Below are 13,264 nucleotides of genomic sequence, written 5' to 3' on the forward strand. Positions count from 1 at the left end.
TAGTGAACCAGTACCGTGAGGGAAAGGCGAAAAGAACCCCGGCGAGGGGAGTGAAAGAGAACCTGAAACCGTGTACGTACAAGCAGTGGGAGCCTTGATTTATCAGGGTGACTGCGTACCTTTTGTATAATGGGTCAGCGACTTATATTCTGTAGCAAGGTTAACCGCATAGGGGAGCCGCAGGGAAAACCGAGTCTTAACTGGGCGTTAAGTTGCAGGGTATAGACCCGAAACCCGGTGATCTAGCCATGGGCAGGTTGAAGGTTGGGTAACACTAACTGGAGGACCGAACCGACTAATGTTGAAAAATTAGCGGATGACTTGTGGCTGGGGGTGAAAGGCCAATCAAACCGGGAGATAGCTGGTTCTCCCCGAAAGCTATTTAGGTAGCGCCTCGTGAAGTCATCTTCGGGGGTAGAGCACTGTTTCGGCTAGGGGGTCATCCCGACTTACCAACCCGATGCAAACTGCGAATACCGAAGAATGTTATCACGGGAGACACACGGCGGGTGCTAACGTCCGTCGTGAAGAGGGAAACAACCCAGACCGCCAGCTAAGGTCCCGAAGTCATGGTTAAGTGGGAAACGAAGTGGGAAGGCTCAGACAGCCAGGATGTTGGCTTAGAAGCAGCCATCATTTAAAGAAAGCGTAATAGCTCACTGGTCGAGTCGGCCTGCGCGGAAGATGTAACGGGGCTAAACCATGCACCGAAGCTGCGGCAGCGACACGAATGTGTTGTTGGGTAGGGGAGCGTTCTGTAAGCCGGTGAAGGTGAACTGTGAGGTTTGCTGGAGGTATCAGAAGTGCGAATGCTGACATAAGTAACGATAAAGCGGGTGAAAAACCCGCTCGCCGGAAGACCAAGGGTTCCTGTCCAACGTTAATCGGGGCAGGGTGAGTCGACCCCTAAGGCGAGGCTGAAAAGCGTAGTCGATGGGAAACAGGTTAATATTCCTGTACTGGCCATAATTGCGATGGGGGGACGGAGAAGGCTAGGCAAGCCGGGCGACGGTCGTCCCGGTTTAAGTGTGTAGGTGGGATAACTTGGCAAATCCGGTTATCCAAGACACTGAGGCACGATGACGAGGCATTACGGTGCTGAAGTTGCTGATGCCCCGCTTCCAGGAAAAGCCCCTAAGCGTCAGATTATGGTCAATCGTACCCCAAACCGACACAGGTGGTCAGGTAGAGAATACTCAGGCGCTTGAGAGAACTCGGGTGAAGGAACTAGGCAAAATGGTGCCGTAACTTCGGGAGAAGGCACGCTGGCGTTAGGTGAAGAAACACGCTTTCGGAGCCGAGGCCAGTCGCAGATACCAGCTGGCTGCAACTGTTTAATAAAAACACAGCACTGTGCAAACACGAAAGTGGACGTATACGGTGTGACGCCTGCCCGGTGCTGGAAGGTTAATTGATGGGGTTAGCCGCAAGGCGACGCTCTTGATCGAAGCCCCAGTAAACGGCGGCCGTAACTATAACGGTCCTAAGGTAGCGAAATTCCTTGTCGGGTAAGTTCCGACCTGCACGAATGGCGTAATGATGGCCAGGCTGTCTCCACCCGAGACTCAGTGAAATTGAACTCGCTGTGAAGATGCAGTGTACCCGCGGCAAGACGGAAAGACCCCGTGAACCTTTACTATAGCTTGACACTGAACCTTGAGCCTTGATGTGTAGGATAGGTGGGAGGCTGTGAAATGTGGACGCCAGTCTGCATGGAGCCATCCTTGAAATACCACCCTTGAATGTTTGATGTTCTAACGTCGGCCCGTTATCCGGGTTGCGGACAGTGTCTGGTGGGTAGTTTGACTGGGGCGGTCTCCTCCCAAAGCGTAACGGAGGAGCACGAAGGTTAGCTAATCACGGTCGGACATCGTGAGGTTAGTGCAATGGCATAAGCTAGCTTGACTGCGAGAGTGACGGCTCGAGCAGGTGCGAAAGCAGGTCATAGTGATCCGGTGGTTCTGTATGGAAGGGCCATCGCTCAACGGATAAAAGGTACTCCGGGGATAACAGGCTGATACCGCCCAAGAGTTCATATCGACGGCGGTGTTTGGCACCTCGATGTCGGCTCATCACATCCTGGGGCTGAAGTAGGTCCCAAGGGTATGGCTGTTCGCCATTTAAAGTGGTACGCGAGCTGGGTTTAGAACGTCGTGAGACAGTTCGGTCCCTATCTGCCGTGGGCGTTGGAAGATTGCAAGGGGCTGCTCCTAGTACGAGAGGACCGGAGTGGACGCACCACTGGTGTTCGGGTTGTCATGCCAATGGCACTGCCCGGTAGCTAAGTGCGGAAGAGATAACCGCTGAAAGCATCTAAGCGGGAAACTTGCCTTAAGATGAGTCTTCCCTTGTCCCTAGAGGACACTGAAGGAACGTTCGAGACGAGGACGTAGATAGGCCGGGTGTGTAAGCGTTGCGAGACGTTGAGCTAACCGGTACTAATGACCCGTGCGGCTTAACCTGACAACACCGAAGGTGTTTTGGGGTTTGAGAGAGAGAAGTTTCAGAGAAAGCAGGCTTGTTCGGGATTGAAAACAGAATTTGTCTGGCGGCAACAGCGCGGTGGTCCCACCTGATCCCATGCCGAACTCAGCAGTGAAACGCCGTAGCGCCGATGGTAGTGTGGGGTCTCCCCATGTGAGAGTAGGACACTGCCAGACATTCAATTTATAAGTGTTGCCGGCATAAAAGGCAGCAGGATAAAGAAATTCGGTGGTGCGGTAGTTCAGTTGGTTAGAATACCGGCCTGTCACGCCGGGGGTCGCGGGTTCGAGTCCCGTCCGCACCGCCACCGTATTTAGGGGCGTAGTTCAATTGGTAGAGCACCGGTCTCCAAAACCGGGTGTTGGGAGTTCGAGCCTCTCCGCCCCTGCCAGTTAACAAATAAGTAATAATTGATATAGCTTTCAGATTAATAGCCCAGCTAAAGTTAGCTGGGTTTTTTGTTGTTTGTCATTTTTTGTACAGCTCTAACGTACTATGGCTCTAACATATTGCAATTCTGACCTATATTTTTACTGACATATAGTTTTTAACTTCTAGTCTCGTGTGATTCTAATTTCTTTGCGGGTGATACTCCTTTGCTCGCTCTATACCGTACATCAATCCTTATTTTTCTATAGTTTTGCTATAAAAGTTGTTTTTGGTTAGTTACAGGTGCTTTCTCAACAGGAATTTTTAATAAGTGTTGGATAAGCGCTTGTTGGTCACTGTTTTGTAGCCATACAGCGTACAATGGCCGTTCTATTAACTGATTATTAGGTAAGGCAACGAGTTTCGGATATTCTTCTTGCCAATGTACAGGAAGGAAGGTTGCAGCATTAACGCTATCCAATAATTCTCTGGCAATATGTGCTGATGTGGTTGTAATGATAGGTGGATGATCGTTCTTTAAGATTTGTTGTTCTTGCTGGTGAAAATCAGCTCCCCACTCTAATTTAATATAATTTTCTACTGTCTTATCAATGTTATTCAGGGTTGTTAATAAAATAAGCTGGATATTACCTATCAACTGACTTTGAAACTCATCCATTTTGGGCGGTTCAGTGGTAATTAAGAGATCCAATTCACGAGAATGCAATTGTTTGACTAGCGACTGGCGTGTTGAAACGAAAGACTCGATTCTTGTTTCCCGATGGTGTTGATAAAATGTATTTATCCAGGATGTTAGATAACTTTCCCATAGGGATGCTGTAGCGCCGATAGAGAGTTTTGTATGCTGGGCGACATAATTGATTTCTTTCTTCGCCAATTGCCAGGTACTCATTAGTGATTCTGCATAAGGTACTAGGCGTTCTCCAGCTGCTGTTAGGCGGATATTATTACGATGCCGTGTGAATAGATTGGTACCCAACTGATTTTCTAGTTGGCGGATACGAAAACTAACAGCGGATTGTGTTAAATAGAGCGATTCAGCTGCCCGACCAAAGTGACGAGTCTTACTGACTTCCAAAAAGGTTTTCAGTAATTCAGTATCCACATGCATCTCCAATAGTTTTTGTCGTTAAGATTTAAATATTTTGTTTTACAGAATGTCAAGCCTCCCTAATACTCCGCGCCATAATTAGTATGACTTAGAGTTAGGAGTGTGTCAGATGGCTGAAAGCTTCATCACGACTAATCGTTTTTTTGATAATAAAAATTATCCACGTGGATTTTCCCGTCATGGTGATTTCACCATCAAAGAGGCTCAATTGCTAGAACGTTATGGTCATGCGTTCAATGAATTGGACCTTGGTAAACGTGAACCTCAAACAGAAGAAGAAAAACTGTTTGTTGCAGTTTGCCGTGGTGAACGTGCACCTGCAACGACAGAAGAAAAGGTATGGACTAAATATTTGGCAAAAATTAGCCGTCCAAAACGTTTTCATACCCTTTCCGGTGGAAAACCGCAGCTTGATTCTTCAGAGGACTATACCGATACTGATGATTAATACCATCATTAATATTAATCATCTATCCAAGAGGGGCAGTTGTCCCTCTTCTAACCGATAACTTATCCAGCCTGCTTCTGTAATTGAATAAGTAACCTATCCATACTTCGGTAGCTGAGTGCTTCCATAATATCTGGTTTTTCTATTCTTGTTTGTTCTTTTAAGTCTGCAATTGTGCGAGAAACCCTAAGTATTCTGTGCCAGGCACGTATAGATAGTCCTAATTTCAATAAAGTATTTTCCAGAAAAACCGCATTTTCCATGTTAATTTTGCAAATATCTTCGGTTTGTTTGCTACTGAGACGGGCATTGATGTGCCCACAGCGCTCTATTTGTATTTTTCTTGCTTTTGCTACGCGTTTTTTGATTTCTTGACTACTTTCTCCATATTTTGTTGATGATTGACTTAAAATTCCTGGAGGAAGAAGGGGAACTTCAATAGAGAGATCAAAACGATCTAAAAAAGGGCCTGATAGTTTAGAGAGATAACGTAATACTTGGTGTGGACTACTTCGGTTATGTATTCCTTGATGATAGCCGGTTGGACTAGGGTTCATGGCTGCAATCAATTGAACTTGGGCAGGAAATCGGACTTTTGCTCTGGCACGGGATATTACTATTTCGCCAGATTCTAACGGTTCCCGTAGGGCATCAAGGACACTGCGATTAAATTCAGGTAATTCGTCTAGAAATAACACACCATTATGGGCAAGAGAAATTTCTCCCGGCTTAGGTATTGAGCCTCCCCCAACAAGAGCTGCCATTGAAGAACTGTGATGAGGGGTTCTAAACGGGCGTATATGCCATTTTTGAGGATTAACGGGGCATCCCGCTAAACTATTGATTGCAGCGACGTCTAGAGCTTCCTGATGCGTCAATGGTGGTAATAAACCACATAATCGGCTGGCAAGCATAGTTTTGCCGGTGCCTGGAGGACCGAGCAGCAGAAGATTATGACCGCCAGCGGCTGTGATCTCCAGTGCCCGTTTAGCTTGTTCCTGCCCAATAATATCCTGTATATCCAAAATAAATGATTCAGTCTGTAGTTCGACAGGAGAAGGAGAGGATAAGGTCGCATTTTCTCCTTGTAAGAAATGGCAGATTTGCAGTAAATGATTTGCCATTAGCGTTTCGTTTTGAGACAAAATTGCAAGTTCAGCTTGGTTTTCTGAGGAAAGGATCAGTTGTCTTCCTGCCCTTTTTGCACTCAATGCTGCGGGAATTGCTCCCGTAACTTGCCGTATTTCACCAGAGAGTGCTAATTCACCTAAAAACTCATAATTATGTAGCTTATCTGTCGGGATCTGCTCCGATGCAGCTAAAATTGCAATAGCGATGGGTAAATCATATCTTCCCCCTTCTTTGGGGAGATCTGCGGGTGCTAAATTGACGGTAATCCTTTTGGGTGGATAAGTAAAACCACTATTGATCAGAGCGCTTCGGACACGATCTCTGGCTTCCTTTACGGTAGTTTCAGGTAAACCAACAAGGGTGAGACCGGGTAAACCATTACTGATATGTGCTTCTATCGTGACGATAGGGGAATCAATACCAATTGTTGCCCGTGTATGAATAACGGCCAGTGCCATGATGCTCTCCTTAGCAAGAAAGCAGTTATCATGGATCGATAAAAAATAATGAAAAGTCGCTTTTCTTTATTTTGTGAAAAGGTTCGTAAATATATTTATCACTATGATTATACTGACAACCATTCAGTTGTTTGGATTTTAATAATAACATAATGTTATATATGAATAATCTAACAAGCTGGAATTTTTATGATAAAAAAATCGAGCGGGAATAAGTGGTACTCATCGATAACTATAACTTGATAAAATACATAAGATTAATTTAATTAATCTTGAGCATATATACTATTAACTATGATAATAGTTAATCATAAAAATTAGTTTTGATCGTATTTTTGCCATGTTATCGAGACTTAGACGATTAACTCGTTTTTTTATTATTTTATTTATTAATTATTTTACTAAACAAACAGATGGCAATTTTTTCTGAAATAAAAATGAGTGAATTACAGTGGATTTATCTATTTTTTAGTTATCTAAATGAAAAATATGAATAAAATAATTTTGTTATAAAAAAACAAAAATAATCGTTGTCAATAATCATAGAAAGTGATAACTCTTAAATATACGTCAAGCATACAAATTAAAAACGAATAGAATTATGAACGCATTTGTCTTTGTCCTAGTGATTAGCCTAATTATTAGCGTGGTGGTGATTATTCCACCGTGCGGGGCTGCACTTGGACGAAGAACGGCTTAGACAGAAGAATAGCCAGATTCCAAAAACCCCCGCACCGAAAGGCGCGGGGGTTTTTTTTTAGGTCTGATACTGAGTTCGACAAAATAGAAGTAACAAAACATCGCAACAGCCAACAGCAAGGTAAACGTAACAGGGGAGACGGCAATGAACGGGGCACAATCGGTTGTAGAGGCATTACGAAAACAGGGAATTGAAAAAGTTTTTGGTTATCCTGGTGGAGCAATCATGCCAGTTTATGATGCGCTGTATGATGGTGGTGTTGAGCACATTTTGTGTCGCCATGAACAAGGCGCTGTTATGGCAGCTATTGGCTATGCGAGAGCAAGTGGTAAGCCAGGCGTTTGCATCGCGACATCAGGGCCAGGAGCGACAAACTTAATCACGGGATTGGCTGACGCATTATTGGATTCCGTTCCTGTTGTCGCTATTACGGGTCAGGTGAGTTCTGAATTTATCGGGACAGATGCCTTTCAGGAAATCGATATACTGGGAATGTCTCTTTCTTGTACAAAACACAGTTTTCTTGTTGATTCACTGGAAAAATTACCTCAAATCATGGCCGATGCTTTCTCCATTGCCATGAATGGTCGCCCGGGCCCTGTTCTGATTGATTTACCAAAAGATATTCAGTTAGCACAAGGTGATTTTGCCCCCTATTTAATACCGATATCCCCTAAATTTTCTCTTCCAAAACAAGAGATTGAATTTGCTCGTCAATTGTTAGCTTCATCTCGGAAACCTATTTTGTATGTGGGTGGAGGGGTTGGCATGTCTGGTGCTGTTCCTGAATTGCGTAATTTTGTATCTGAAACGGGTGTTCCCGTTGTTTCCACATTGAAAGGTTTGGGAGCGGCAGATTTTAAACATGAATGTTATTTGGGAATGTTAGGGATGCATGGTACTAAAGCCGCTAACCTTGCCGTTCAATCCTGTGATTTGTTAATTGCCGTTGGGGCGCGTTTTGATGACCGTGTTACAGGAAAGTTGAATACTTTTGCACCTAAAGCCAAAGTTATTCATTTGGATATTGATCCTGTTGAATTTAATAAATTACGTCAGACTCATGTTTCATTATTGGGTGATTTAAAAACCCTATTGCCTCATTTACAACAACCTTTATCGATCCAAGCCTGGCAACAAAAAATCAAACAATTAAAAAACGAACATGCATGGTGTTATGACTGTCAGGGCGAAAGCATTTATGCTCCGTTGCTGCTGAAGCAGGTTTCTGAACGTGCCTCGTCCAGCACAGTTATCACAACCGATGTTGGGCAGCATCAGATGTGGGCTGCTCAGCACATGACTTTTAGTCAACCAGAAAATTTCATCACATCAAGTGGATTAGGCACGATGGGATTCGGCATTCCAGCGGCGGTTGGTGCCCAGATGGCTCGTCCTGAAGATATGGTTATCTGCATATCTGGTGACGGCTCCTTTATGATGAATGTTCAAGAATTAGGCACTATTAAACGCAAGCAATTGCCGGTCAAACTGATCTTATTGGATAACCAAAGATTGGGCATGGTTCGTCAGTGGCAAGAGTTGTTTTTTGACAAACGTTATAGCGAAACGATCTTAACTGATAATCCTGATTTTCTTACGTTGGCGCGGGCGTTTGGTATTCCGGGACAGAGAGTTACTGACAAAGCACAAGTGGACGAAGCATTGGATGCTTTGTTCAACAGTGAGGGTGCGTATTTATTACATGTGTCTATTGATGAATTAGAGAATGTCTGGCCATTGGTTCCACCAGGCGCAAGCAACGAAACCATGTTGGAGAAATCATTATGAGACAGCATCAACTTGCTATTAAGGCGCGGTTTTGCCCTGAGATTTTGGAACGGATTCTGAGGGTTACCCGTCACCGCGGGTTTCAGATATGCGCATTGAATATGGATCATATAACAGATAGTGATAATGTAAATATTGAACTCACCGTGTCTAGCCAACGTCCAGTTAATTTACTTTTTTCTCAACTGATGAAATTGGTGGATGTTGCTGGTGTTGAGATCAAAAACAAAGAATCACGATTAATAAGCGCATAATGCGCCATTGAAGGAAAACTGAGAATGACAAAGCAAGCTGATTATATTTGGTTCAATGGAGAAATGGTGCCTTGGGCAGATGCTAAAGTTCACGTTATGTCCCATGCCTTACATTATGGTACTTCGGTATTTGAGGGGATTCGTTGCTATGACTCCCACAAAGGGTCCGTTGTTTTTCGTCATCGTGAACATATGCAGCGCTTGCGTGACTCAGCCAAGATTTACCGTTTCCCAGTGAGTCAAAGTGTGGACGAATTGATGGAAGCTTGCCGTGAAACGCTGCGTAAAAATAAATTGGTCAGTGCTTACATTCGCCCATTGATATTTGTGGGTAATGTTGGAATGGGAGTAAACCCACCTGCTGGTTACAAAACAGACGTTATCATTGCTGCTTTTCCGTGGGGAGCTTATCTCGGTGAGGAAGCTTTAGATCAGGGCATTGATGCGATGGTTTCTTCATGGAATCGCATGGCAGCAAATACGATCCCTACAGGCGCAAAAGCGGGAGGCAACTATCTCTCTTCTTTGTTGGTGGGAAGTGAAGCACGACGTCATGGTTATCAGGAAGGTATTGCCCTGGATGTTCATGGTTATATTTCAGAAGGTGCGGGCGAAAACTTATTTGAAGTGAAGGACGGAATTCTATTCACGCCGCCATTTGCTTCATCTGCTTTGCCAGGGATCACCCGTGATGCCATCATCAAGTTGGCACAAGATCTTGGCCTGGAAGTTCGTGAACAGGTACTTTCTCGCGAATCGCTTTATTTAGCGGATGAAGTATTCATGACAGGAACGGCTGCGGAGATCACTCCGGTTCGTAGTGTAGATGGTATTCAGGTGGGTATCGGCAAATGTGGCCCCGTCACTAAAAAAATTCAAAGTGCGTTCTTTGGCTTATTTGATGGTACGACAGAAGATAAATGGGGTTGGTTGGATCCAGTTAATCCTTAATAAAAAATATAAAACTCAACAGGCGGTCGTTCCCCGCCTGTTTTGATTGCTGAAGTTAATTGATAAGACTGACATGGGAGTGAAGACAATGCCTAAATACCGTTCTGCCACGACGACTCATGGCCGCAATATGGCGGGAGCCCGTGCCTTATGGCGAGCCACAGGTATGACAGATGCAGATTTTGGAAAACCTATTATTGCGGTTGTTAACTCATTCACGCAGTTTGTGCCAGGACATGTACATTTGCGTGATCTTGGCAAGCTGGTGGCAGAACAGATTCAGGCATCAGGGGGAGTTGCGAAAGAGTTCAATACCATCGCTGTTGATGATGGTATTGCAATGGGACATGGTGGAATGCTCTATTCGTTACCTTCGCGTGAGTTGATTGCTGACTCGGTGGAATACATGGTCAATGCCCACTGTGCTGATGCTATGGTGTGTATTTCCAACTGCGACAAAATCACGCCAGGCATGTTGATGGCATCTTTGCGCTTGAATATTCCGGTTATTTTTGTTTCTGGTGGTCCAATGGAAGCGGGTAAGACGCGATTATCCGATCAACTGATTAAACTGGATTTGGTCGATGCCATGATTCAGGGCGCCAACCCAAATGTCAGTGATGAACAGAGCGAGCAAATCGAACGTTCTGCCTGTCCGACGTGTGGCTCTTGCTCAGGTATGTTTACGGCGAATTCGATGAATTGTTTGACCGAAGCGCTTGGACTTTCACAGCCAGGTAATGGTTCATTGCTCGCTACTCATGCTGATCGTAAAACTCTGTTTATCAATGCCGGTAAACGCATTGTTGAACTAACTAAGCGCTATTATGAACAAGATGATGATAGCGCTCTCCCACGTAATATTGCGACCAAAGCGGCATTTGAAAATGCGATGACATTGGATATTGCGATGGGGGGATCGACTAACACTGTTCTGCATTTGTTGGCCGCAGCGCAGGAAGCTGAAGTTGACTTCACGATGACGGATATTGATCGTCTGTCTCGTCAGGTGCCGCATTTATGTAAAGTTGCTCCGAGCACCCAGAAATACCATATGGAAGACGTCCATCGTGCTGGCGGTGTGATTGGTATCCTGGGTGAGCTTGATCGGGCTGGTCTTTTGTATCGCGATGTGAAAAATGTTTTGGGTTTGGATTTACCACAAACATTGGCCCAGTACGACATCATGCTGACAAAAGATGAAAATGTTAAGCGGATGTATGCAGCGGGGCCGGCGGGAATTCGTACCACACAAGCTTTCTCACAAGATTGTCGTTGGCCGTCGTTGGATGCAGATCGCGAGGCAGGATGTATTCGTGAACGTAATCATGCTTACAGTCAGGATGGTGGGCTGGCTGTTTTGTTCGGCAACATTGCAAGAGACGGTTGCATTGTGAAAACAGCAGGCGTTGATAAAGAAATCCTGACTTTCCGTGGTCCAGCCAAAGTTTACGAGAGCCAGGAGGATGCGGTAGAAGCCATTCTTGGTGGAAAAGTAGTGGCGGGAGACGTGGTTGTTATTCGTTATGAAGGGCCGAAAGGTGGCCCAGGTATGCAAGAGATGCTCTATCCTACCACCTATCTGAAATCGATGGGATTGGGGAAAAGTTGTGCATTGATTACGGATGGGCGTTTCTCAGGCGGAACATCGGGCTTATCTATTGGTCATGTCTCTCCAGAAGCGGCAAATGGTGGTTTGATTGGCCTGATTTATGACGGTGATATTATCAATATTGATATTCCAAATCGTAAAATTCAGTTGGATGTGGTGGAAACAGCACTGGCAGAGCGTACACAGGCTGAATTATCTCGCGGAGATAAAGCGTGGACACCTAAGTCCCGTGAGCGTCAGGTTTCTTTGGCATTACGTGCTTATGCTTCATTGGCGACCAGTGCTGATAAAGGCGCTGTGCGCGATAAAACCAAACTGGGGAGTTAATTGTGGCGGTTTATCCTCTTAATACTGAACCCAAGGGAGCGGAATATCTCAAGGCGGCATTGAGTGCGCCAGTTTATGATGTTGCTCAAGTCACTCCCTTACAGGAAATGAAAAAAATCTCTGCACGTTTAGGCAATACTATTTTGGTTAAACGGGAAGATCGCCAGTTGGTACATAGTTTCAAATTGCGCGGTGCGTACGCGATGATCGCAGGTTTGACGGAAGAGCAAAAAAGCAAAGGTGTGATCACGGCTTCCGCAGGCAACCATGCGCAAGGTGTTGCATTATCGGCCAGTAAGGTTGGCATAAAAGCCACTATTGTTATGCCGATAGCGACAGCGGATATTAAAGTCGATGCAGTTCGCAGTTTTGGTGGAGAGGTTTTGTTGCATGGTACGAACTTCGATGAAGCAAAGGCAAAAGCCATTGAGATAGCAAAAGAGCACGGTTACACCTTCGTTCCACCCTTTGACCATCCTGTCGTGATTGCAGGCCAGGCTACATTGGCAATGGAGTTGCTACAGCAGGATGTTCATCTTGATCGCATCTTTGTTCCGGTTGGTGGTGGCGGGTTGATTGCAGGGGTTGCCGTTCTGATCAAACAGCTTGTACCTGAAATGAAAGTCATTGGTGTGGAAGCCGAAGATTCTGCCTGTTTGAAAGCGGCACTGGAAGCAGGGCATCCGGTCGATTTGCCAAGAGTTGGATTATTCGCGGAAGGCGTAGCTGTCAAACGCATTGGCGACGAAACGTTTCGTTTATGCCAGCAATATGTCGATGATGTTATTACGGTAGACAGTGATGCTATCTGTGCTGCGATGAAAGATATCTTTGAAGATGTCAGGGCGGTTGCAGAACCTTCCGGTGCGCTGGCGCTGGCAGGCTTGAAGAAATATGTCCAGCAACATCAGATTCAGGGAGAACGGCTGGCACATATTCTTTCTGGGGCTAATGTGAATTTTCATGGATTGCGTTACGTTTCAGAACGCTGCGAGCTTGGAGAGCAACGCGAAGCCTTGCTGGCAGTGACGATCCCTGAACAAAAGGGAAGCTTCTTACAGTTCTGTCAGATACTGGGTACTCGTGTTGTGACTGAATTTAGCTATCGTTATTCGGATGCGACAGATCCAAATCAGGCCTGCATTTTTGTTGGTATCAGATTGAGTCGGGGAAATGCTGAACGTCGTGAAATCATTAAAGAATTAAAATCATCAGGGTATCAAGTCGCCGATTTTACGGATGATGAAATGGCGAAGCTGCATGTTCGTTATATGATCGGTGGCAGACCATCCAAGCCATTGCAGGAGCGATTGTTTAGTTTTGCTTTTCCTGAATCTCCAGGTGCTTTGCTGAAATTTTTGCAGACACTGGGGACTCATTGGAATATCACGCTGTTTCATTACCGTAGTCATGGCACGGATTATGGGCGTGTATTGGCTGCCTTTGAGCTTTCAGGGCCAGAAGTGTGTTTTGATCGCCATTTGAATGTGTTGGGCTATGAATACCATGATGAAACCGATAATCCTTCGTTTAAATTATTTCTGACTTAGTCATAAATCAATTAAATAAACAGCAAAATATCTTCCAAAGGGAAGTTGTTTTGCTGA

Annotated in this window: 9 protein-coding genes, 2 tRNA genes and 2 rRNA genes; 11 read left to right on the top strand and 2 right to left on the bottom strand. The window is 45.1% G+C overall.

Features of this window, described 5'->3' with window-relative positions:
- The 4 genes from BDE27_RS12885 to BDE27_RS12900 form a co-directional block, all read left to right on the top strand.
- A 23S ribosomal RNA gene (locus tag BDE27_RS12885) occupies positions 1-2,463 on the top strand; the annotation flags it as partial.
- Between the two features lie 81 nt (positions 2,464-2,544).
- A 5S ribosomal RNA gene (gene rrf / locus BDE27_RS12890) occupies positions 2,545-2,660 on the top strand.
- A gap of 54 nt (positions 2,661-2,714) precedes the next feature.
- Positions 2,715-2,791 (top strand) — tRNA-Asp (locus BDE27_RS12895).
- 8 nt (positions 2,792-2,799) lie between these two features.
- A tRNA-Trp gene (locus BDE27_RS12900) sits at positions 2,800-2,875 on the top strand.
- 252 nt (positions 2,876-3,127) lie between these two features.
- On the opposite strand, the gene hdfR is transcribed toward BDE27_RS12900, so the two are convergent.
- A complete protein-coding gene (gene hdfR, locus BDE27_RS12905) occupies positions 3,128-3,979 on the bottom strand; it encodes an HTH-type transcriptional regulator HdfR (RefSeq protein WP_208638596.1) in 852 nt (283 codons plus the stop codon).
- A gap of 115 nt (positions 3,980-4,094) precedes the next feature.
- On the opposite strand from hdfR, the gene BDE27_RS12910 reads away from it, so the two are divergent.
- The gene (locus BDE27_RS12910; RefSeq protein WP_099133079.1) at positions 4,095-4,433 is read left to right on the top strand and encodes a MaoP family protein; all 339 of its coding nucleotides are present in this window, start codon (positions 4,095-4,097) and stop codon (positions 4,431-4,433) included.
- A gap of 62 nt (positions 4,434-4,495) precedes the next feature.
- On the opposite strand, the gene BDE27_RS12915 is transcribed toward BDE27_RS12910, so the two are convergent.
- Positions 4,496-6,022, bottom strand: coding sequence for a YifB family Mg chelatase-like AAA ATPase (locus tag BDE27_RS12915; protein WP_099133080.1), 1,527 nt, complete (start codon positions 6,020-6,022; stop codon positions 4,496-4,498).
- Between the two features lie 601 nt (positions 6,023-6,623).
- Here BDE27_RS12915 and BDE27_RS12920 point away from each other — a divergent pair.
- From BDE27_RS12920 to ilvA, 6 genes are all read left to right on the top strand, one after another.
- Positions 6,624-6,722: an IlvGEDA operon leader peptide gene (locus BDE27_RS12920; protein WP_099133081.1), complete on the top strand. Its 99-nt coding sequence runs from the start codon at positions 6,624-6,626 to the stop codon at positions 6,720-6,722.
- 144 nt (positions 6,723-6,866) lie between these two features.
- Positions 6,867-8,513: an acetolactate synthase 2 catalytic subunit gene (gene ilvG, locus BDE27_RS12925; RefSeq protein WP_099133082.1), complete on the top strand. Its 1,647-nt coding sequence runs from the start codon at positions 6,867-6,869 to the stop codon at positions 8,511-8,513.
- Positions 8,510-8,767 (top strand): acetolactate synthase 2 small subunit, encoded by a 258-nt coding sequence (gene ilvM / locus BDE27_RS12930; protein WP_099133083.1) that lies wholly within the window; start codon positions 8,510-8,512, stop codon positions 8,765-8,767. The genes ilvG and ilvM overlap by 4 nt, the downstream gene beginning before the upstream one ends.
- A 24-nt stretch (positions 8,768-8,791) precedes the next feature.
- The gene (locus BDE27_RS12935; RefSeq protein ID WP_099133084.1) at positions 8,792-9,718 is read left to right on the top strand and encodes a branched-chain amino acid transaminase; all 927 of its coding nucleotides are present in this window, start codon (positions 8,792-8,794) and stop codon (positions 9,716-9,718) included.
- Between the two features lie 88 nt (positions 9,719-9,806).
- The gene (gene ilvD / locus BDE27_RS12940) at positions 9,807-11,657 is read left to right on the top strand and encodes a dihydroxy-acid dehydratase (protein WP_099133085.1); all 1,851 of its coding nucleotides are present in this window, start codon (positions 9,807-9,809) and stop codon (positions 11,655-11,657) included.
- Positions 11,658-11,659: 2 nt separating this feature from the next.
- A complete protein-coding gene (gene ilvA / locus BDE27_RS12945) occupies positions 11,660-13,207 on the top strand; it encodes a threonine ammonia-lyase, biosynthetic (protein ID WP_099133086.1) in 1,548 nt (515 codons plus the stop codon).
- Positions 13,208-13,264: the final 57 nt, after the last annotated feature.

The sequence above is a fragment of the Xenorhabdus ehlersii genome (assembly GCF_003610465.1).
GTDB classification, from domain to species: Bacteria; Pseudomonadota; Gammaproteobacteria; order Enterobacterales; family Enterobacteriaceae; genus Xenorhabdus; species Xenorhabdus ehlersii.

Bases quoted from the DNA above. Each gene is read 5' to 3' on its own strand.
- BDE27_RS12910 (WP_099133079.1), top strand. From the start codon at position 4,095: ATGGCTGAAAGCTTCATCACGACTAATCGTTTTTTTGATAATAAAAAT.
- BDE27_RS12915 (WP_099133080.1), bottom strand. From the start codon at position 6,022: ATGGCACTGGCCGTTATTCATACACGGGCAACAATTGGTATTGATTCC.
- BDE27_RS12920 (WP_099133081.1), top strand. From the start codon at position 6,624: ATGAACGCATTTGTCTTTGTCCTAGTGATTAGCCTAATTATTAGCGTG.
- ilvG (WP_099133082.1), top strand. From the start codon at position 6,867: ATGAACGGGGCACAATCGGTTGTAGAGGCATTACGAAAACAGGGAATT.
- ilvM (WP_099133083.1), top strand. From the start codon at position 8,510: ATGAGACAGCATCAACTTGCTATTAAGGCGCGGTTTTGCCCTGAGATT.
- BDE27_RS12935 (WP_099133084.1), top strand. From the start codon at position 8,792: ATGACAAAGCAAGCTGATTATATTTGGTTCAATGGAGAAATGGTGCCT.
- ilvD (WP_099133085.1), top strand. From the start codon at position 9,807: ATGCCTAAATACCGTTCTGCCACGACGACTCATGGCCGCAATATGGCG.